Here is a 21,161-nt window from a genome sequence, read left to right on the forward strand (position 1 = left end):
ACTATAATTGCTGAATTATTTTCGTCTGATTACAAACCCACTGTCGTTTCTTATCAATTTCAGATTATTAGGTAAGGTAAGATCGGTTAGTATTTTATCCAGTGAATCGGTATTCTCAAATTTGCCGTCAAAATAAATGTCAGTAATATCCTGAGGATAATAATAAATGGCAATACCATAGTAATTACTTAACTGGTCAAGCACCTGTGTCATGGGCTGGTTATTGAATTTGTACCAGTCCGGTTTTACATTGGCCTGGTTACCGGTGCCGGCTTTTACCATCACATCAGCACCTGTAGTGTTGAAGGTCAGTAAATTGGAGATACCTGTTTTCCTGTTATACCGTAATTCTTTACCGGGCGTTAATATCACGTCTTCTGTTTTCTTTTTTGTATCAATACTTACCCTCACCTTGCCGGTATTAAGCCTTACACTGATCATATCTTCCCCCGGCAATGCCTTCACATGAAAGAAAGTGCCGAGCACCGTTGTATGCAGCTCGCTGCTGTATACAGTAAAGGGATACGCTTTATCTGGAACAACGGTGAAATCAGCTTCTCCCGTGAGATAAATATTCCTGTTCTCATTAAAGAGCTTATGATAGGTAATGGCTGCCTGTGGCAGCAACTGCACCACAGATCCATCTGGTAATACGATGGCCATTGGCTTACTGGTATTATTTCTTTGTTGTGCCTGTTGGTTTTGCGGGATGATAACGTTTGGCTCATTGCCGGCAAATGGTTGTTCCTGTGCAGGCTTTACCATCAGCCGGGATGCCAGCGCAATCAAACCCACTGCAGCCGCAGCGATAGCCAGGCGCTTTATCCATTTTGTTCTGTTTGTCACCGCATTGCTTTGCTGGTGAATATTGTTCAGCCATTGCTGCGATACCACTTCGGGGATATCGCCTTCATTATGTAACTCCAGGAATTCTTTCTCCGGCAGGTACAGTTCCAGCACTTCCGGGTGTTCCTCCAGGTAACGGCTTACCTGCAGGGCTTCCTCAGGGGTACATTGATTTGCAAAGAACCGTTCAATTAATTCGTCGTTTATCATAACCTACGGCTGATAAATAAATAATACGTTTATGAAAGACAGGGTACTTAGTCCCGTTCAAAAAATATTTTCAACAGTCAGCAGCCACCCCGTGAGCAGCAGTATCACACCCAGATAATGCCTGATCTGCTTTATGGCCTGGAAAATATGGGCTTCTACTGTTCTGGACGACAAGGATAGCTCGCTGGCTATCTGCTGGTAAGTCATACCTTTAAACCGGCTCATCTCAAACACCTTGCGGCGCATGGGCGGCATCTCTTCCAGGGCATGGGCCAGCTTATGCCGGAGCTCCTTCTCTCCCAGCCTGTCCCACACACCATCGGCCGGCAGAGTGTATTTGTCTATTACATGAATCACCTTTTCCCTGTAAACTGTATCTTTACGAAGCTGGTCGATCAACGTGGTACGGGCTATCCTGAATAACTGGATGGTAATATCAAGATCGTCGGCAAGGCTCTCCCGGTAATTCCAGCATTTGATAAAGGTAAGCTGGGTAACTTCTTCAGCGAGGAAGGATGATTTGGTTTTGCGGAGAATAAAATAATAGATCCTTTTATGGCAGGAGTGGTATACCTCGTTAAATACCAGTAAATTACCTTGCTTCAAAGCAGCTATAATATTCACAACGTAGATTTTACGGACCTAATTTAAATAAATAACAGGTATTATTTTCAGAGATAATAAATATAGTATGAAAGAACTGATTACCAATAAAGACTATGAAGGGATCAGGAAAGCGCTTTCGCAAAATCCTTCACTGGCTAATGAGGGCATTCCCTTCGATGACGTCAATACTACGAAAGCCCATCCTTTGCACCGCATCTGTGATGGCGTGTTTGCCCACAGTTATACCGACAAGGAAGCCGTTGAAATGGCGAAGATATTCCTGGAATACGGGGCCAACGTTAACGGCAATGAACCGGCGGAAAAAATGGATACGCCCCTTACAGCAGCTGCCAGCCTGCACGCAGATGAAACAGGCATACTGTACATAGAGAACGGCGCTGATATTCACCATGCGGGGTGCCATGGAGGCACTGCATTACACTGGGCTGCCTGGACCGGAAGGGATCAACTGGTAAACAGGTTGCTGCAGGAAGGAGCGACAGTTAATAAACGCTGTATTGATTTCAGGGGCACCCCCTTATTGTGGGCTATCCATGGATTCAAAAACGGAGGCGCGGAAAACAGGCGTAACCAGCTGGAATGCGCCCGGCTGCTGATCGCCGCAGGCGCTGATAAAACCATTCCCAATATAGACGGGGATACTCCTTTTGAATTTCTTGATGAAGAAGATGTTGAATGGATTAACCTGTTAAAATAAACATCTCCATTAAAATACTTTATAAAAAAACAGCCCCCTTGTACCTGCACACTGGCAGATACAAGGGGGCTGAAATATATTGAACAACTATCAGGACTTAAAGAAAGCCAGGAGATCCTTATTAATTGTGGCAGCTTCCGTAGTAGGCATGCCATGCGGAAATCCGGGATAAGAAATGAGTTTCCCGTTCTTTAATAACCCCGCTGCCTTAAGCCCGGAAATCGGGTATGGTACAATCTGGTCATCTTCCCCGTGCAATACCAGTACCGGAATATCTACACTTTTGAGATCTTCTGTAAAATCTGTTTCCGAAAAAGCCTTGATACAGTCGTAGTGAGCAGTGATTGCACCCATCATGCCCTGGCGCCACCAATTATCCCTCACTCCCTGTGATATCTTTGCGCCTTCCCGGTTGTACCCGTAGAAAGGCAGGGTAAAATCCTGGAAGAACTGTGTTCTCTGGGTAGCGGTGTTATTGCGGATCTCATCAAATACAGATAATGGCACGCCATCAGGGTTGGAATCAGATTTCACCATAATGGGCGTTACCGCGCTGATAAGCACGGCTTTCGCCACCCGGCCCTTGCCATATTTGGCTGCATAACGGATCACTTCTCCTCCACCTGTTGAATGCCCTACATGGATGGCATCCTTTAAATCAAGCGCCTGGACCAGCTCCGCTACATCTGCTGCGTAGGTGTCCATATCGTGGCCTTTCGAAGTTTGAGTGGATCTTCCGTGTCCTCTCCGGTCATGAGCAATCACCCTGAATCCCTGCTGCAGGAAAAATATCATCTGCCCGTCCCAGTCGTCACCTGATAAAGGCCAGCCATGATGGAAAACAACAGGCTGCCCCGTTCCCCAGTCTTTGTAATAGATCTCTGTACCGTCTTTTACTTTGATTGTACTCATTGGTTTAAATTTTTTAATGATTAAACAGTTGTTGATGATGTTGGCATAATATATCCGTCATATGCCTTTCCCAAAGGCATATTGATCGCCCGGGAAACGATATTTTCTAACACGGAAAATGATATGGTTGTTCATTGGATACAAAAAAATAACAGGTTTTTCTGATAGTTTGCCTGGCTATGTCTGGCAGGGCCAGGAACCTGCCCTATCCCTTCAAATCACTCACTTCCCCAACAACGCAATAGGTAACATCCGCCATTACAGCAAAGTGCTTTTCCGCACATTCAATTTTCATCCTTTCCCGGTCCCTTAAAAGCGATCTGTCTGCCGCCGCCTTTGCATCCTTTGTTTCTGCTACAAAAAAGAGCCTGGCTTCCGTTCCTTCGTCTCTTTTTATCAATGCCCAATCGGGATTATAAGGTCCTACAGGAGTTTTTACCTGGAATTTCGGAGGAAGCTTTACATAAAACAGGATATCATCCCTGGTTTCGCAATCTTCGGCAAACTTCCGTTCGGGGCTGCTCAGGGAATCTATCACCACATAATTGTAAAGCGTTTTTGCCTGGTTCCTTACTTCCATAAGATTATCGGTATATTGACCTACTTCCGCCGCTTCAAACAACTTCATCTCATATGTTTGCCCCGCTATCTTTTCATAGGTAATACCATTTATTTTGATGCGGTCCAGCTCATCTTTTATAATTTTCACCACCGTATCCATAAATAACTGCGGGTTATGGAAGATCTCACCCAACCTGCCGGATGCCAGGATCGCCCGGGTAATGGTGCTTCTGGTAAGCGCCGTTTTGGATTGTATATATGCAATAAAGTCGGGTATATTGTAATGGGTATCTTTAACGATCTTCTCTTTGGAACCTTTTTGCTCCCCGCCCAGTTCAATCAATTCACCGTCTTTATTCCTTACAAACTTTGCCGCATTCCTCTCCCTGTAAATTAACGGCCTTTCAATGGCGGGCATTTTCTGCAAAGCGGCTACACAGTTCTTAACCAGGTCTTCCGTGTTGTAATTTACTTTGTAGGTGGTACGAAATTTAATCTTCTCCCAAAGCGCTAAAAAAAGCTTGTCTTCAAGCCATTTGTCTTTCAGCTTCACCTCTCTCCGGCTTCTCGCATCCCTGATCCGGCCTTCAAACTTAACACCGGTATCTTCTTCTATTTCTGACTGCAGCGCTTTGGAAAATGCTTCATATGACTCATTGGCAATTACAGTAAGCCGGTTAACTGAACGTTCCATATTGCGCTCCCCATCCTGGTCTACACACAAACGAAGCCCCCGGCCAATCTCCTGCCGCTTCTTCATATCAGACTTCGTTTCATTGAGCGTGCATATCTGGAACACATTGGGGTTATCCCAACCCTCCCTTAATGCAGAGTGACTAAAAATAAACCTTAACGGCGTGGCTATATCCAGTAACCGCTCTTTATCCTGCATGATCAGTTTGAAGGCATCATCATCTGCCTTTGACGACTTACCTTCTTTGGAATCCCTGAATTTCCCTTTATCCTGGCTGAAATACCCGTTATGCACTTCTTCCCCGCTATAAGTGTACAAACCGCGGTAGGCAGGCATTTGCTGCCATCTGGCAAAACTTTCTTCAAACCATATGGCGAACTTTCCTTTAACGGGATTGCCCTGTTCATCATAGCTGCGGTAGTTAGCCACCCTGTCAATAAAAAAGATAGATAAGACCTTGATCCCCTTGGCGCTTAATTCTTTCTCCTTCTTAAAATGATTCTCCACCGTAGCGTCAATCATTTCTTTTAATACCTGGTCGGTGAGCCCGCCAACAGCTTCTCCCTTATAAACTACATTACCACCTGAAAGCGCTATATAACCGTTTTCCGCATCGAGTTCATTGATCACATGCCCCTCCCTGTAAATATCCCAGCCTTTGGAAAGCTTATACAGATCATCCCCGGCTTTGGCGGTCACCTGCTTTTTCTGTACGCCTGATCTCTCATTCACAAAAATGGTAAGCCTGGCCGTAACAGATTGCTTAGCCGTTTTAAAAGCATCCACGCTGATAAATACGCCTGAGTTATCGTTCTTTGCCAGTACCGAATCCACTTCTATCTGCTTCACCAGTCCCAGGTCGTATGCTTCAACAGGGTCCAGCTTATAAACAAGGTTGTACAGGCTTTTATGGGTAGCGGAATAACGAAGCGTAAACAAAGGATTCAGGTTGGCAATAGCCCGCTTGCGGATATCTGTTTCCATATTCTGCGGCTCATCAACAATCACAATAGGATTAGACCGCTGGATATATTCAATCGGTTTTACCCCCGTTTCTCTTACCTGGTTAATGATATTGGCATCTTTGGTAAAGCTGTCTATATTGATGACCAGGATCTGGATAACATTGCTTTTCGCGAAGTTGCCCAGTTCCGTAAGACGGCCGGAGTCGTATACCCTGAATTCAGCCGGCTGGTTTTCGTAGATCTCCTGGAAATGATCAAACGTAATAGAAAGACTTTTCAATACGCCCTCACGGATGGCAACAGAGGGCACTACGATCACAAATTTCTTAAAGCCGTACACTTTGTTTAACTCATAAATGCTCCGCAGGTACACGTATGTTTTACCCGTGCCTGTTTCCATTTCAATAGAGAAGTTCGGGAAATCTGCTGTTACAGATGATAGGGTTATATTTCCCTTATCGTCTGCTATCTCGTTGTACCACAGCTTTTCTATCGCAGTAGATATCTCATCTGCCCTTAAATTATTGTCAAGTTGTACTTTATTCAGGTTGGCTAACAGCTCGTCTTCCGTTAAGGTAAGCCGGTTGCCCACCCCTGTTTCCGTAAACTGTATGCTTCCGCTATCAGAAGAAGTGTAAGAAAACTCAACATCCGGATTGTTCAGATCCTGGCCCTCAAACAGATCTATCACAGACTGGATAGCCCGCTGCTGGTGGGGCTGGTCTTTATCAAATCTAAGCTTCATTTACAAGTTGAATTAAATAGTCAGATAACTCCTGCGAAAAGGTATTATATGCAGGTCTTGCAAATAACGCAGACCTTATTACCTTATCCCTTTCAATCACATCAATTTTGATATTCGCATGATGAGGCCTGTTCTCATTGGTTCCCCAAACAATATAAAGCAGCCGTGGCCTGTACCCCAGCTTCCTGTTGAAATCATCCGCCAGGTCAAAAAAAACATTGAATCGTCTCCAATCTTCCTGCCTGTATTTATCAATGCGCTCCTCTGCTACAGGCGTATTTATATTATGCGTTTTAAACTCAATGATAGCTGTAAACCGCTGCAGGCGGTGATCATAGATCATGGCATCAATGTCGCCGGGCCAGGGATTGGGGGTGTTATTGGCCAGGTAGCATTCTACGTTGGAAGAAGCGGTAAGAAGATGCTTTACATGACGGAAGCTAAAGCCCCTCAATGCACGGATCCCCTGCTCCAGGTCCGAAATATCCGCCTTTTTATAAGTATGTATTTTTAACTCATTATTCTCTATATGCAGCTTAATGGAATGAATCAGTTTAAGCGTCTTATCATATCCGGCCGGGTAGTTTTGGGGCCAGATAAAAATGCGCGACTCGCATTGCAGTCCTTCAGCTAAGCGGCTGATGAGTAACAGCTCATTCCGGGGGATCACGCGGGTAATATCCTCCAGTGAAATGGCTTCACCGGGTTTTTCTTCAATATACTCCAGCTTTTTAAAAATACCGTTTACTATCTTCCGCTCATTTATAATGAAACCATCTACGCTAACCACTGCATACGCAGGGTTATCCGTTCTTATCCATTGCAGCGGGTGATGATCAGTGATCTTAAAAGATACTGTTTTACCTTCGCAAACTCTCTTTTCCGGTATCATTAAAATCATATCCCGTCAGATTGTATGAAAAATTATCCCTGCATCTTCAAAAAGCAACTGGATATTGGTTTTATCCTGGTCGTTCTTTTTGAAAACAGAATCAAGACAAATCACAGTGCCGGGTTTTACTTTTATAATTTCTTTTGCAGATGGAATCCCTATCGAACCAGTGCCCACCAACAGCTTTCTTCCCGGGAAATAATAAAAATCATCACCGTTAAAAGTAAGCACGTTCATGGCAGAAGAAAGCTGTACGCCATGTTTTATGGCAATTTCCCAGGCCATTTTTTCTCCTGCTGTGGCATCTTTTTCCACCGTATCAAACATGCGGAGCTGTTCCACGATGTCGGCTTCGGTCTTTAAAAAATCGCCTCTCCATACTTTGAAATTGGAGTCTGAAAGCCGGAAGCAGCGGAAGCCTGCAGTAGCCTGTTTACCTGGTTGTCCGTTCATTGATTGTGCAATTTTGCTTAGCCGTGATTGTGTAACTTCAGAAATGGTTTTAAATCCCAGCTTATATGCTTCATCCGATGCGTCGATCTTTTCAGGAAGCTGTACCAGTATAAATTTACGGTTGGATCCCTCTTCCCTGTTTAAACCATACACCGCATGTGCAGTAGAGCCTGAGCCGCCAAAAAAGTCGAGTATAAGATCATCTTTTGAAGTGGAGATCTTTATCAGGGCTTTTAACAACCGGGTTGGCTTGGGATTATCAAATACATTTTTACCGTTAAAAATCTCAGTTAGCTCTGCAGATCCTTCCTGGTTGCTGCCAAATTCCTGGTGCCCCCAGAAATTGTGGGCGCTTTGTCCTTCCTCCATCCGGTCGCCCAGGTAGAACTTTTTACGCGGCCAGCCATCCCCTCCGCTGGGGAAATAGATTTTCCCTTCTGCCAGCAATTGTTTGTAAGTGCTTTCAGCCCCCATCCACTCTTCGTTCAATACCTTACCGGTTGGAGTGGTGATCGTATATTTTGAGCCTGTTTGCCCCGATCCTGCCTTCCAGGGCTTTGAGTCCCAGGGTCCCAGGGGATCTTTGTCGGGGTTGGAGTAACTCCCCTGCCTGGTTTCAGAAAGCGGGATGCCATAAAAAGTATTCTTCTTTTTCAGGATCTCCGAATTTTTTGCATATACCACAATATACTCCGCTACCTTTGAAATCATTTTTGATTTATCATTCGGCTGGTTATGCCTTCTTCTCCAGGTGATGATGGCTTCTTTATTCTCTTCTCCAAAAATTTCATCCATTAAAAGCTTGAGATTGGCCAGTTCATTATCATCAATACTGATAAAGATGATACCATCATCACTCAAAAGATTCTTTGCGAGGAAAAGCCGGGGCAGCATCATCGACAGCCAGTTGGAGTGGAATTGCCCGTTCTCTTTCCTGTTCGGGCGGAACAGGCCTTCTTTCATCATAAAGCCTTCCTCATCCTTTTCCCTGATCCTTCTGAAATACTGTTCTTTTGTTTCTGAAAATTTATCGGGATAGATGAAGCTATCGGAGCCGGTGTTATAGGGAGGATCGATACAGATGGCCTTTACCTTTCCATAATAGGATTTCTGAAGCACTTTTAATACTTCCAGGTTTTCCCCTTCTATGAATATATTTTCTGTTGCGTCCCAGTTCACGGATGCCCTGATGTCCGGCACCAAAGTGGCGGAGGTAGGCATTTGCAGCACCTTAAACGCTTCGCTTTTCCCGGCCCAGTTCAGCTGATAACGTTCGCTGTCTGCGTTGATGTTTTCACCAAGCAACTGCTTTAACTGGTCTACATTCAGTTTATCCTCTGCAAAAGCGCCGGGGACAATCTCTTTCAGCTTTGCTATTAAGTCTCCCGTTATATTTAACGACTTACCATCCATGTCCTATTTGTCTTTTAATCTTTTCCCTGAATTTTTTAACACTTTATGCGCAAGAGGCTCTTCTTCCAGCAGGTCCACAATTTTATCGGAGAGCCAGGTAACCATGAGCTCTTCTGTATTTACTTCCAGCAGTTCTGCCAGCTTCCCCACCTGTTCTTTCTGGGCTTTCCGCTCTCCCCGTTCTATTTTACTGATAAGGGCAGTATCTATTTCCAATGCTGCCGCTACCTGCCGCAGCAGCAGTCCTTTCTTTTCCCTTAACCGCCTGATGGTTTCACCAAAATTTTCCTGTTTCATTTTATTGACTTGTCACTAATTGTCAAATGTAGTAAAAAGAAGGCAAATTTGCTGTTGGCAGTCCGTTTTGTAATAGATGCTACATCACTGGTACACTGAATGCATTGTTTCCCTGTAGCGGAAGCGTTGATTTATTTTCGAATCCGTGAAGTAGTTATTCTTCTTTAAAACACCGGGAGAAAGGTTGTTTTTGTAATCAGGAGAAATGGGGATAAGGGATCAGTAAACGCCGCCATTTTGTAAGAAAACGCCCCTCCTATTATCATTATTGTGCGAAAAAAAATATAGTTTAAAAACGATGTTTCCCTGGATCGCAGCATGTATTTTTGGCGCTGCTCATCTATAAAACCCATTACTATGCACACCTATTTACTTTCTTTCGGGGAAATAGACAGATCAGAATCTATGGCCGCAGGCGGCAAGGGCGCTAACCTGGGCGAGCTGTCAAAGATCAGCGGGATACAGGTACCGGAGGGATTTTGCGTCACTACGGATGCATATAAAGCTATAACCGGGAATAACCCGGAGCTCAACAGCCTGCTCGGTGAGCTGGCTCCTCTTAAAGCGGAGGAGCGGGAACAGATCAGCAGCATCAGCGCAAAGATCCGCAACATCATTGAAAATATACCCATTCCTGCAAACATCACTGAGGCATTGGAGGAGTATCTCACAAAGTTTGGAGAGCAGAATGCCTATGCGGTGCGCTCCAGCGCTACCGCGGAAGACCTTCCAACAGCCTCTTTTGCAGGTCAGCAGGATACTTATCTCAATATTAGCGGGAAAGAAGCCATCCTGCGGCACATCCGCAGGTGCTGGGCCTCCCTGTTTACGGAAAGGGCGGTTATTTACCGGCTCAGGAATGGCTTTGATCACCATACGGTATACCTGTCTGTGATCATTCAGAAAATGGTGTTCCCGCAGGTATCAGGCATCCTGTTCACGGCAGATCCCCTTACCTCCAACCGGAAAGTGGTATCCATAGATGCCAGCTTCGGGCTGGGTGAAGCCCTGGTTTCCGGCATGGTGAGCGCCGACAACTATAAGGTGCATAACGGTAAAATAACCGGTAAAACCATCGCTGCAAAGAAGCTGATGGTTGAACCGTTAAAAGAGGGCGGCACGGCCGCACAACCGGTTGACCCCTCATTACAGCAGCAGCAAACACTTACAGATGAGCAGATCCTGGAACTGGAACAGCTGGGCAGAAAGATAGAAGCGCATTTCGGCGCTCCGCAGGATATTGAATGGTGCCTGGCGGATAATATATTTTATATTGTGCAGAGCCGGCCTATCACCAGTTTATTTCCTGTCCCTGAGTCGAGCGACCAGGAAAATCGTGTATACATCTCCGTGGGGCATAACCAGATGATGACGGATGCCATGAAGCCGCTGGGACTATCCTTTTTCCTGCTGGTAACACCCGCCCCGATGCGTGTGGCCGCCGGCAGGCTGTTTGTGGACGTTACCCATCACCTTGCTTCTCCGGCCGGCAGGAGAATAATGATCGATGTGCTGGGAAAATCCGACCAGCTTGTGAGAAGTGCGCTTCAGAATATAACAGCACGGAAAGACTTTATTAAATCAACCATGGATGATAAAGATGCTCCCGCTTCCGCTCAGCTCAGCAGATATGACGCTACGCCTGACTTTCAGCCCTGGATTGAAAACAACCCCGCTATTGTTACCGAATTGATTAAAAACTCCCAGGCCTCCATAGAAGCATTAAAACAAAATATTCAATCAAAGTCCGGATCAGCACTGCTTGATTTTATCCAGGAAGATATCCAGGAATTAAAGAAGATCCTGTTTGACCCAAGAAGCTCTGCGGTATTCCTTACCGCGATGGATGCCTACACATGGATCAACGACAAAGTATACGCATGGCTGGGCGAAAAGAATGTGGCCGACATCCTTTCCCAATCTGTAGATAACAATGTTACTTCGGAAATGGGCCTGACATTGCTGGATGTTGCAGATGTGATCCGCCCCTATCCCGCTATCATTGAATACCTGCAACGGGTAAAAGACGAGCCTTTCCTGGAACAGCTGCTGCAATTTGAGGGAGGGGAAGATGTCCGTGAAGCGATCATCAGCTATCTTAACAAATACGGGATGCGATGCAGCGGGGAAATTGATATCACCAAAACCCGCTGGAGCGAAAAGCCGGCAACCCTGATCCCCCTGATCCTTGGCAATATCAAAAACTTTGAGCCTAACGCCAGCCGGCGGAAATTTGAGCAAGGGAAACAGGAAGCCCTGGCTAAAGAACAGGAACTGTTGGCCAGGTTAAAACAATTGCCGGATGGGGAACAAAAAGCGGAAGAAGCCAAACAACTGATCAGCTATATCCGGAACTTCATCGGTTACCGCGAATATCCAAAATATGGCAAGATCAGCCGCTATTATGTTTACAAACAGGCATTGCTGAAAGAAGCAGAACAACTGGTAAAAGCCAACGTTATTCATGAACAGGAAGATATTTACTATCTCACTTTTGAAGAGCTCCGGGAAGTAGTACGTACCCATCAACTGGATTACCAGCTTATCCGTCAGCGGAAAGAAGACTATCAGCAATATGAAAAACTAACTCCGCCCCGCGTGATCACATCCGACGGAGAAATTGTTACGGGCGCCTATAGCCGGGAGCACCTCCCGGCGGGGGCTATCGCAGGGCTGCCTGTTTCCTCCGGTGTAACAGAAGGCCGCGCACGTGTTATTTTAAGTATGGAAGATGCAGCCCTGGAAGACGGTGATATATTAGTGACCACCTTTACAGATCCCAGCTGGACGCCTTTGTTTGTTGCCATCAAAGGCCTGGTCACCGAAGTGGGCGGACTGATGACCCACGGAGCCGTTATTGCCCGCGAATATGGCCTGCCGGCCGTTGTAGGAGTAGAAAATGCCACCAGGCTGATAAAAGACGGGCAAAGGATCCGGGTAAATGGAACAGATGGATATATAGAAATACTTCCACCCGGAATTAGCTAACTTTACATCGTTTTACTGTATGATCACTTATGAACGGATATGCCATAGCCCCCGGTGCTGACAACGGGTCTACTTCTATTATTCGCTACCGCACTACCACCCCTCCAGCAAGGGCAAGAATTATGCTGCAGCAAAACCTGTTCACCTTTTTGCTGAACGGCGAGAAAACAGTTCATTTCGCGGGCACACAGGTTACTGTAAAGCCTCACCAGTTCGTGATGCTGGCCGCCGGGAATTGCCTCATGAGTGAAAAGATCCCTGCAGAAAATGCGGATTACCATAGTATCCTTTTTTTCTTCGACAGTAAACTGCTGGCTGATTTCTTTACCCGTCATGCTGCACTGACCGGCGAACCCGCCAGGCAACCGGATGATCGCCCTTTCCTGCTGCTGGAGAAAGATGAGTTTCTTGTAAATTTCACCCGTTCACTCGACTACATGCTGAACGGCGATAAACCCATTTACCAGGACCTGCAAAAGGTAAAACTGGAAGAGCTGTTCTTATATCTTGCCGTGCAGTACCCGGGGCAGATACAGCAGATCAGGAACATGAACGCTGCTGCCAGCGACGACCTGGTGGTTCGCCAGGCAGTTACATCACATATAAACAGTAATATCACCGTTGAAGAACTGGCCTTCCTGTGTAACATGAGCCTCTCTACTTTTAAACGACGGTTTGCCCGTATTTATGGTAATAGCCCTAACAGGTGGCTCCTGGAAAAGAGAATGGAAAGAGCTGCTAAAATGCTGCGGCAAAACGACCGTAAAGCAAACGAGATCTATTATGAGCTTGGCTATGAAAACCTCTCCAGTTTTGTACAGTCCTTTAAGCAGATCTACGGTGTTACTCCCAAGCAGTACCAGTTGTCAAATTGAACGTTTAGCCACACTTTCTGAACGGTTGCCCATCCTTTGCCGCCGGTCTTTGCATCTATCTTTGAATAAAAGATTCAAACAAAACAGAAAAGATCATGACAACAGAAAACGGCACATTTACACTGAAAAGCAATGAGCTTGGCGGTCAGCTCACCAATAGGCAATATGCAAATGGGATGGGCTTTAACGGGGAGAACAAATCGCCCCAGCTATACTGGGAAAATGCCCCTGCCGCAACGCAAAGCTTTGCGGTAACAATTTACGACCTGGATGCTCCCACCGGCAGCGGTTTCTGGCACTGGGTAGTTTTCAACATCCCGTCAAACATCCGTGAACTGGCCGCCGGGGCCGGCGATCCAGGCGATCACCTGCTTCCGGAAGGGGCCATACAAAGCAATACGGATGCCGGCATGCCGGGTTATATCGGGGCAGCCCCCAATGAGGGCCCGGCACACCGTTACCTGATCACGGTACATGCGCTCAGCAAAAAGCTGGAACTGGATAAAAACGCTACGCCGCCTTACGTGGGCTTTAACATGCACTTTGTAACGCTGGCAAAAGCTTCGTTGGTTGTTTACGGGCAAAAACAATAGCGTGTGAATGATATGCCCCGGTGTTTTATACATGCCGGGGCATAATATTGGCCATGTCGCAAATGGCCCTGAGATTGTCGCTTACAGGGCGTCTCAAATTTACCCGGTCAAAGTATTTTTGCATTTAACAGAAATACTAAACAAGATGAAAATCACTATCTACCTCGCTGCTTCTGCCAATGGAATGATCAGCAATAACAGGAACGTACCTGATTGGTTATCGCCGGAATATGGCCAGGGATTTATGGCTATCTGTGAACGTACACAGGCCGTAATCATGGGGAAAACAACCTACAACATCCTCGCACCAAATTACCTGCCCCTGAAGGAAGGTTCGCTGGTAGTGCTTACACATGATACCAAGGCCACACCAGCCCAACCCAATGTACTGTTTACCAGCGACAGCCCCCAGGCAATTGTTGCACAACTCAGCGCTAAAGGCCATACCGAAGCAGTGATCATTGGAGGCACGCAAACGGTAAGCGCCTTTATAAAAGCCGGATTGGTAAATGAGCTCATCCTGGTAGTGGAGCCGGTGCTGTTTGGCAAAGGGCTGCCTTTAATGGAGGGTGTTGATGCGGAGTATAAGCTGGCGTTGCAGGAGGTGAAGAAATTGAATGAGAATAGTGTGGAGTTACGTTATGAGGTGAGGAAATAACCTTATAATCAATTATATCCTGGCCCTGATAATTTACTAAAACTGGTTTCTGTAAAACTGATTGGCTTACCATTCGAATCAAAGAAATATTCTGATAACAATCCTGAATAAATCATCATCTCCGACCCCATGAATCTTGCATTGATATCTGTGGAAGAAGAACCAGTCTTTGTTCTAATGGTTGTCCTGTAATTGAAAGCAGAATATGGGTTCGATGCCGGCAATCCAGCTGCATCTTTTAAAACCAAATACACATCTCCGGTTCTGGACGCGTATGTTCCGTCATCTTCGGAGATAATATTCCTGATTTCAATAGTAGCATTCAAAGGCTTAAAATCACAGTCGCAGGCATATTGATATCCCATTTGTTTTACTATATTTCCTTTCAGGTCCCTGATTATCTTTAGTTTCAGCATTTCATCATACTCAAAATACTGAATATTATCATTGAAGTCACATACAGATGTAATTCCAATTAAGGGAATATGCGTATAAGTCGTCATCAGGGCCCCCTCAGGGAATATACATTCGTTGGTATCACATCCTGTACAAAAGACGGACCCGCCGGTCCACAGGGAGCAAAAGGCGACAAAGGAGATAAAGGCGACAAAGGCAATATCGGGGCTACAGGAACAGCCAACGTCATTCACTCAAACTGGATGAAGTTAGGTTTCTCAGGGAATGCAGCTGTCATCGATGCCCCCAGGCTTACCCAGGATATTATAGACAAAGGGGAAATAAATGTATATGTGAAGTCGCCCAATGTAGTGCGTAAACTGAATATCGAAGAAGGCGGTGGTCATTATGCCACCTATGTTTTCTTTAAAGGGAATATTTTTATCTACAGCGATATTTATAACGACTATGACCGCGACAGTTACCGTTATATTCTCATTCCCGGCGGAGTGCCTGCACGTAAAGCCAACATCAACTGGGATAATTACAGCGAAGTATGCAAATCTCTGGGGACTGAGCCTTAAGTCTATGCAATCCCGCACCACCCCTACCACCGCTTGCCAATAAGCAAAAATATACCTAATTTACAGGAACCATGAAAAAAGCGACCTTAATCACCCTGGTAACAGCTGCGGCATTTTGCGCTGGTTTCACATTTAATACCATCATAACACCACCCAACAAAACAGCTACAAAAATGAAAAAAGTAACAGGCATAGGCGGCATTTTTTTCAAATGTAAAGATCCCAACAAAATGAAAGAGTGGTACCAGAAACATCTTGGTCTGAATACCAATGAGTATGGAGCCACTTTTGAATGGTATGAAGGCACCGACAGCACAAAGAAAGCATCAACACAGTGGAGCCCTTTCGAGGAAACAACAAAATACTTTGCCCCTTCTGCCAAAGACTTCATGATCAACTACAGGGTAGAGAACCTCGAGCAACTGGTGGAGGAACTTAAAAAAGAAGGCGTCACCATTGTCGACAAAATTGAAACCTATGACTACGGTAAATTTGTTCATATCATGGACATGGAAGGCAACAAAATTGAATTATGGGAGCCAACCGAGTAGCGCCGGCTACTCAAACTGTGCCAGCGAGTCCGCAAAACGCGGTGTACGCATCTGGTGAACAGCCTCATTAAACAAGGCTTTTCCATACATCAACTGCCCTTCATACTCCGCCAGCGATAATTTACCAAGAGCCATTAAACTGCCAAACGCCCTTAAATCGTTGCCTTCCATCTCCTGATCATGCTGATACCCGGCAGGCTTATGCCGCATGGCAAGCTGGAACATCAGCAGTGAATAAATGATCCTGCAAACCTGGCGCATCACATAAAAGCGCGCCATTTTCTGATCATCAACAACATGGTCAAAATACGCATTCAGCAATGCGCTCTCCTGTTCTTTTGTTTGTACAAAAAAATTAGCGGCATTGGCCAGGTCCACATACCGGTCATTTAAATAAGCCACATCCCAGTCAATGATCCATATTCTTTCCCCATCACATAAAATGTTGCTTGGATTAAGATCGTTGTGGCTAAACACCTTGTCGGATGCGACCCGGGGATACCTGTTCTTTATGGTTCCATAGTACTGGAAACATTCGTCGAATAACGGCCCGGAAAGCATTTTAGCATTTCTGAACTGCTCGATCATCCCGTCTACGGTTTCAAACAAATCTTTTCCTTCGCCATTACAAGGTATTGCATGCACCGTTTTAATAGCATGTCCCAGTTCACCTGCCAATTTATCCGGGGCAAAAATACCACGCACCGGTTTGTTATCTATAAAGTCACTGATCACAATACCCTGCAGTTTATCTTCATATTTCAGTGCAGGCGCAATACCGGCAGCTGATGCCAGCGCCAGGCTACCAGGAAACGCAGAGGTATCATTGGCTGCACCCAGCTTTAACACATAGTGCCGGCCACCCAGCGTAATTTTATAAACAGCAGAACCAGACAGGCCGCCTGCGAGTAAGGAAATACCGGTAACATCAGTAGTATTAAAAACTTTTATCAATGCGGCTTCTATAGTTGCTACCCTTTCAGTTGGTATAGCGGAAGAATATAATAATGACACAGCTGACGATTAAAACAATTGTGCCTCCTGGCAGCACAATATCCGACAAATATATAGCTTGTATACTATATAAATATACAGGGCTGCCATGGTGTACCACGGCAGCCCTGTATATTTTTTTGTCATCAGGGGAAAGTAAAACTAACATTGGCGGAGCTGATCGGCGAAGGATAACTGGTTCCCCCCGCGGTAATGGAAAATACCCAGGCCCTGCCTTTTGTAATGTCGCCTGTGAAACTGGTGGAACCCAGCGGAACAACAAATGGCCTGTCGTTGTAGGGCCTTCCGGTAACTGGATCTTTGGCAAAAAGGTTAATAAAATTGTTGATACCCGGCGGACAGGTAAAGTTAACCGTAAATGAAGTTCCCGGCCCATTTACGATACTGGTAATTGCCAGTCCTACGTTACATGTTCCATTGGTATTGGCATTTGCCTGCCCTTGCTGGTCTATTTCCGCCTGGGCCAGCGCATTTGCTTCCTCCGGAGACCCGGCGGTATACTTTCCTGCCGGAACTGTATAAGGCACCAGCGAGCCTTCGCCGGTGGTGCATTGCTTATAAAAATTCTGCGTAATAGCGACATTGGGATAGGTAGTGGAATTATCCTGTCCCAGCGTAGCGGAATAAACATAATTAAAGGCCTTCATCACATAACCATCCTGGTTGCGGATCGCCGAAAGCCTGTTATATGCGTCGTAATTATAAAAGGATGTATTGCCGGAGGGAGTGGTAATACTGCTGATCCCCACCAGTGGTATATAAGTATACGTAGTAATTTCCCCATCCTGCGGATAGATCCGGATGTCATCTATTATGCCTGTTATTGTTTGTCCCGTATATGCCTGGTCGTTATGCTCCCAGGTAGTTCCATTCAGCTTAAAGTAAGAGAGCCGGTAAGTCCGGCCACCGGTGGTAGCGGCAAACTGGCTGGCAAGCGCAACAGACCCGTTGTAACCGCCTTTTCCTGTGTGTGCACTGCTAGTATTAGATACCAGTGAACCATTCCCTTCAAAATCCTCAAAGTAAAACTCGGAAGGAGTAGCATTTTTACATTCTGCTATCGGGTACATTTTATCATAGCCCCATTTATAGCCTATGCTGATATTGTTATTTGCTTTGGAATAATTGAGATTGCCTCTGGCATCATAGTCCAGCTGGCCGGCAAGCTTATACTCAGCCGGCAATGTTCCGGAAGGCGCAATAAAAGCTACCGTTGCAGGGCTGGAGGTTTCCGCGGTATATACCTGGCTCGGGGTTAAAATATTATCGTGCAGCAGGTAGGTTTTATAGTTCCCCTCCACAAGCTTACCATTCACCTGCGTAACTTCTTCAACAGGCATACTGATCATATTCCGTGTTTTCATCTCCCCTATCCAACCGGTTGTAGCCGTAAAATCGCCCGGATAACGGTAGTGTTTAACAAGCGGCAACCCATCGCTGCGGGTTAGCTGTTCCGATTGAATAAAGGCGCGGTCATTGTACTCAAAGGTTTTTGCAGAAGAAATATTGATCGTGTTAACATTATCATACAACGTTTCCGTGCTGCTGGCCGTCAGCAACTTTCCAACCTGGATGGGATAATACGACATATGCAGGAACAGGCCCATGTTGGAAGGGCCAACAGCTGATATTGGCTGCAGCTGCCTGCGTAGCTTAAAGGCCCAGAAAGATTGTCCCTTCTTTACCACAGGTGTATTGGTGATCGATTTAACCAGCCTGCTGGTGTTATCGTAGTAGTTAACCGTTTTCAGGAACCCGTTTTCCAGGCTTGGAATGGCAGGCGTTCCGGGAATTACGTCCAGCCCCGACAACTGCGGGTATTTATCCGGCACCACGTTGTACAAATATTCTGTTCTTCCCAACGCTTCCCCGGTAAAATACTCTTTTACCTTACCATAGCCAACATGACTTCCATTTGCTGAAAACGTATATGGCTGGCGGGGATTAGCATAAAGCGTGTGTGTAATATATTCATTTATTACCACAGCATTCGATGGCAGTACTTCTTCCTGCTTATTCTTTAAAAAACTATAGTAGGTAGGGAAATGCATCATCATGCCCTGCTCATAGGTATACAATTTTTTCGAAGTGATTTTACTTACGGGATCAAACCTGCTGCTGGAAGTTAAACGCAGCCCTCCTCCTTTTCCCAGGGGTGCAACATTAGAAGTAACAGGAATTTTAAGGGAGATGTAAGCCATTTTCTGACCTGGCACACCCACCTTATTATCCGGGTAATTGGCCGTTAATTTATACCTGCCGGCAGTGAAATACTGGTTCGTCAATACAAAAATACCACTTTGATTCCTCACGATGTCTTTAGAAAAATCGTACTCCCATTGGGTAGGACTAACAGCGCCGGTAACCGGGTCTACCCTTTCTATCATTACCCACATTGCATTTTGTATATTGGTGGGAGTACAGGGTGGGAAAACACAGGAACAGTCCCAGCCCGTACCTGTTGGATTGGCATCTGCAGGCTGGTTGCAGAACAGGTTAACGGTTATGTCCACATAACTGTTGCCTGCTATGTCCACAATAGTAGAAGTAACGCCTGTTGTAGTGTTCAGGGCGCCAACATTGTTATAACTCACAATAATATCTGCCGGTGCATTATTATATTCATGAAGGGCATATTCAAACTCCGCCAGACCTTTGGTGGGGTACATGATCTTCTTCAGCATGCCTTCCTGTGCCTGCGGAAATCTGGGGTCGCGGTCGGCGCCTATCCAGCCCCTCAGAATAGGCGGAACGGCGGCCAGGAAATTATACCGCTTAAAATCCGGCACCAGCGTGGTATTTGAAGCCGCTCCGTTATAATATCCCCAGTAATCCTGCTCAAAAGAGCTTTTATAGGGCAAGGTAAATCCATCGGCGCCTTCGTAATAATAGCATTTATATACATCTCCTTTTACTGTTACACTTTTCAGCTTTAGTCTTTTCCGGCGGTAAGATTCATCGTATGGAAATTTTATTCCCGGTCTTGTGCTCAGGGTGGTATACGATTCATTACCCGGCCTTGCTGTAAAATAATCATAGTCGAATGTGGTGGTTGCCACCGCAGTACCCGCTTTATTGGATACCGTGATCCCATCCAACCGTACGCCAAACAAGTCTTTCCTGCTGCCTGGTATAAATTTCACTGATCCGTTCTCAAAAATAATGCTGTCCAGGAAAAGTGTCCTGATGGTAGACGTATTAAACGTGCTGTTCAGGCCGGCGTTATTGGGCAGCCCTGTTTGTCCCTGCATTGAAACAGCCTCGTATTGTATATACTCCTCCGTAAGGTCGGGCATTTGAGCTACATAATCCACGTTGCTGAATGCCCCTGTGATACCTATATAATCTGCGCTATGCCCTACACCGGTGGCAGGATACACATATTCACGGAAGGTTTTGTATTTAAGGGTAAGAACGTGATTAGCCGGACTGGTAACCTTTGTGAGATAATAAGCTGTTTTTGTAGGGCCGGCAGGAGTTTCCGACATTTCCACCGCCATAAATTCATACCGGTAGCCTTCAGGATCAGTGGCTGTAATTCCATTTCCTGATTTCGCAAACTGGATATTATTGCAGCTTATATCTACCACCGAGGTGGTAGTCAGCCAGGTAAATTTACCTGTGTATTTTCCAAAGTTGTAAACATACAGGTCTGGTTCCCCATCCAATTGCCCGCTGCAAAAAAAAGGGCAAAGTTCCGCATTCGTATAAGCTTGTCCGTTGGCTTTATACAACAGGTTTCCCTGCAGCATAAAATTCCGCGCCTGGGCCGCGGGCTGATAAGTATTGCCCAAGGCATCGGGATAAAATTGAGTAAATGAGTCGTAAATTACCTGGTCATCATCAGCTCCTTTTACTTGTCTTGAAATAACCCCTCCAACATTTAACGCCCAGCCAAGGCCCACCCAGCTGGCTTCTTCAGACACCCTGATGCCTCCCCCGTTATAGCTCAAACTGATAGGAAGCTCAAGGTCGCCGGTGCGGATGGTATAAACCGGCACAGATACCTCTGGCCTGCCATTAAAATACGTAACAGGAAATTCGGCTGCTTTAGTGAGTGAAGCCACATCCGGGGACGTAAGCGGAATTTTGCGCAGCTCATCAAACGCAGTGCTTTGTGATAACGCTATGCAGGAATACAGCAACCCGCATATAAAAAGGGAGAATAGTTTAAGACAACCAGGCATAAG

17 protein-coding genes are annotated in these 21,161 nt (G+C 45.8%); 7 read left to right on the forward strand and 10 right to left on the reverse strand.

The window, feature by feature from the left end; translation table 11 throughout:
• Positions 1–15: 15 nt before the first annotated feature.
• Together FN124_RS24270 and FN124_RS24275 are read right to left on the reverse strand one after the other, a co-directional pair.
• Positions 16–1,056, reverse strand: coding sequence for a FecR family protein (locus FN124_RS24270; protein WP_142687356.1), 1,041 nt, complete (start codon positions 1,054–1,056; stop codon positions 16–18).
• A 57-nt stretch (positions 1,057–1,113) separates the two neighbouring features.
• The gene (locus FN124_RS24275) at positions 1,114–1,680 is read right to left on the reverse strand and encodes a sigma-70 family RNA polymerase sigma factor (protein WP_185937349.1); all 567 of its coding nucleotides are present in this window, start codon (positions 1,678–1,680) and stop codon (positions 1,114–1,116) included.
• A 67-nt stretch (positions 1,681–1,747) separates the two neighbouring features.
• On the opposite strand from FN124_RS24275, the gene FN124_RS24280 reads away from it, so the two are divergent.
• Positions 1,748–2,380: an ankyrin repeat domain-containing protein gene (locus tag FN124_RS24280; RefSeq protein ID WP_142687358.1), complete on the forward strand. Its 633-nt coding sequence runs from the start codon at positions 1,748–1,750 to the stop codon at positions 2,378–2,380.
• Positions 2,381–2,470: 90 nt separating this feature from the next.
• Here FN124_RS24280 and FN124_RS24285 read toward each other — a convergent pair whose 3' ends face one another.
• The 5 genes from FN124_RS24285 to FN124_RS24305 form a co-directional block, all read right to left on the reverse strand.
• On the reverse strand, positions 2,471–3,292 hold the full coding sequence (locus FN124_RS24285) for an alpha/beta fold hydrolase (RefSeq protein WP_142687359.1): 822 nt from the start codon (positions 3,290–3,292) through the stop codon (positions 2,471–2,473).
• A 205-nt stretch (positions 3,293–3,497) separates the two neighbouring features.
• Positions 3,498–6,257, reverse strand: coding sequence for a restriction endonuclease (locus FN124_RS24290; protein WP_142687360.1), 2,760 nt, complete (start codon positions 6,255–6,257; stop codon positions 3,498–3,500).
• Entirely contained in the window at positions 6,247–7,158 is a 912-nt protein-coding gene (locus FN124_RS24295; protein WP_142687361.1) for a hypothetical protein, read from the reverse strand. The genes FN124_RS24290 and FN124_RS24295 overlap by 11 nt, the downstream gene beginning before the upstream one ends.
• 6 nt (positions 7,159–7,164) lie before the next feature.
• Positions 7,165–9,015 (reverse strand): site-specific DNA-methyltransferase, encoded by a 1,851-nt coding sequence (locus FN124_RS24300; protein WP_142687362.1) that lies wholly within the window; start codon positions 9,013–9,015, stop codon positions 7,165–7,167.
• Positions 9,016–9,018: 3 nt separating this feature from the next.
• Positions 9,019–9,312 carry a helix-turn-helix domain-containing protein gene (locus FN124_RS24305; protein ID WP_142687363.1) on the reverse strand — a complete coding sequence of 98 codons (294 nt, stop codon included), beginning with the start codon at positions 9,310–9,312 and terminating at the stop codon, positions 9,019–9,021.
• A 357-nt stretch (positions 9,313–9,669) separates the two neighbouring features.
• Between FN124_RS24305 and ppsA the strand changes: the two genes are divergently transcribed.
• The 4 genes from ppsA (at position 9,670) to FN124_RS24325 (ending at position 14,426) form a co-directional block, all read left to right on the forward strand.
• On the forward strand, positions 9,670–12,300 hold the full coding sequence (ppsA, locus tag FN124_RS24310) for a phosphoenolpyruvate synthase (RefSeq protein WP_142687364.1): 2,631 nt from the start codon (positions 9,670–9,672) through the stop codon (positions 12,298–12,300).
• A gap of 29 nt (positions 12,301–12,329) precedes the next feature.
• Positions 12,330–13,175 (forward strand): helix-turn-helix domain-containing protein, encoded by an 846-nt coding sequence (locus tag FN124_RS24315; RefSeq protein WP_142687365.1) that lies wholly within the window; start codon positions 12,330–12,332, stop codon positions 13,173–13,175.
• A gap of 95 nt (positions 13,176–13,270) precedes the next feature.
• A complete protein-coding gene (locus FN124_RS24320; protein ID WP_142687366.1) occupies positions 13,271–13,768 on the forward strand; it encodes a YbhB/YbcL family Raf kinase inhibitor-like protein in 498 nt (165 codons plus the stop codon).
• Between the two features lie 145 nt (positions 13,769–13,913).
• Complete coding sequence (locus tag FN124_RS24325; RefSeq protein ID WP_185937350.1) at positions 13,914–14,426, forward strand: dihydrofolate reductase family protein; 513 nt, start codon at positions 13,914–13,916, stop codon at positions 14,424–14,426.
• Between the two features lie 8 nt (positions 14,427–14,434).
• Here FN124_RS24325 and FN124_RS24330 read toward each other — a convergent pair whose 3' ends face one another.
• The gene (locus FN124_RS24330; protein WP_185937351.1) at positions 14,435–14,842 is read right to left on the reverse strand and encodes a hypothetical protein; all 408 of its coding nucleotides are present in this window, start codon (positions 14,840–14,842) and stop codon (positions 14,435–14,437) included.
• 69 nt (positions 14,843–14,911) lie between these two features.
• On the opposite strand from FN124_RS24330, the gene FN124_RS24335 reads away from it, so the two are divergent.
• Both FN124_RS24335 and FN124_RS24340 read left to right on the forward strand, forming a co-directional pair.
• Positions 14,912–15,406: a hypothetical protein gene (locus tag FN124_RS24335; protein ID WP_142687369.1), complete on the forward strand. Its 495-nt coding sequence runs from the start codon at positions 14,912–14,914 to the stop codon at positions 15,404–15,406.
• A 71-nt stretch (positions 15,407–15,477) separates the two neighbouring features.
• Entirely contained in the window at positions 15,478–15,957 is a 480-nt protein-coding gene (locus FN124_RS24340; protein ID WP_221887887.1) for a VOC family protein, read from the forward strand.
• 6 nt (positions 15,958–15,963) lie between these two features.
• Here the strand turns inward: FN124_RS24340 and FN124_RS24345 are convergent, their stop codons facing one another.
• Both FN124_RS24345 and FN124_RS24350 read right to left on the reverse strand, forming a co-directional pair.
• A complete protein-coding gene (locus FN124_RS24345; RefSeq protein WP_142687370.1) occupies positions 15,964–16,971 on the reverse strand; it encodes a phosphotransferase in 1,008 nt (335 codons plus the stop codon).
• 125 nt (positions 16,972–17,096) lie between these two features.
• On the reverse strand, positions 17,097–21,158 hold the full coding sequence (locus tag FN124_RS24350) for a DUF5977 domain-containing protein (RefSeq protein WP_142687371.1): 4,062 nt from the start codon (positions 21,156–21,158) through the stop codon (positions 17,097–17,099).
• Positions 21,159–21,161 lie beyond the last annotated feature (3 nt).

The organism is Chitinophaga polysaccharea, assembly GCF_902150045.1.
Taxonomy (GTDB): domain Bacteria; phylum Bacteroidota; class Bacteroidia; order Chitinophagales; family Chitinophagaceae; genus Chitinophaga; species Chitinophaga polysaccharea_A.

Coding starts and splice junctions, on each gene's coding strand:
- FN124_RS24335 (WP_142687369.1), top strand. CDS start 14,912: ATGCGTATAAGTCGTCATCAGGGCCCCCTCAGGGAATATACATTCGTT.
- FN124_RS24280 (WP_142687358.1), top strand. CDS start 1,748: ATGAAAGAACTGATTACCAATAAAGACTATGAAGGGATCAGGAAAGCG.
- FN124_RS24300 (WP_142687362.1), bottom strand. CDS start 9,015: ATGGATGGTAAGTCGTTAAATATAACGGGAGACTTAATAGCAAAGCTG.
- FN124_RS24325 (WP_185937350.1), top strand. CDS start 13,914: ATGAAAATCACTATCTACCTCGCTGCTTCTGCCAATGGAATGATCAGC.
- FN124_RS24315 (WP_142687365.1), top strand. CDS start 12,330: ATGAACGGATATGCCATAGCCCCCGGTGCTGACAACGGGTCTACTTCT.
- FN124_RS24320 (WP_142687366.1), top strand. CDS start 13,271: ATGACAACAGAAAACGGCACATTTACACTGAAAAGCAATGAGCTTGGC.
- FN124_RS24305 (WP_142687363.1), bottom strand. CDS start 9,312: ATGAAACAGGAAAATTTTGGTGAAACCATCAGGCGGTTAAGGGAAAAG.
- FN124_RS24340 (WP_221887887.1), top strand. CDS start 15,478: ATGAAAAAAGCGACCTTAATCACCCTGGTAACAGCTGCGGCATTTTGC.
- FN124_RS24285 (WP_142687359.1), bottom strand. CDS start 3,292: ATGAGTACAATCAAAGTAAAAGACGGTACAGAGATCTATTACAAAGAC.
- FN124_RS24295 (WP_142687361.1), bottom strand. CDS start 7,158: ATGATTTTAATGATACCGGAAAAGAGAGTTTGCGAAGGTAAAACAGTA.
- FN124_RS24270 (WP_142687356.1), bottom strand. CDS start 1,056: ATGATAAACGACGAATTAATTGAACGGTTCTTTGCAAATCAATGTACC.
- FN124_RS24290 (WP_142687360.1), bottom strand. CDS start 6,257: ATGAAGCTTAGATTTGATAAAGACCAGCCCCACCAGCAGCGGGCTATC.
- FN124_RS24350 (WP_142687371.1), bottom strand. CDS start 21,158: ATGCCTGGTTGTCTTAAACTATTCTCCCTTTTTATATGCGGGTTGCTG.
- FN124_RS24330 (WP_185937351.1), bottom strand. CDS start 14,842: ATGCTGAAACTAAAGATAATCAGGGACCTGAAAGGAAATATAGTAAAA.
- ppsA (WP_142687364.1), top strand. CDS start 9,670: ATGCACACCTATTTACTTTCTTTCGGGGAAATAGACAGATCAGAATCT.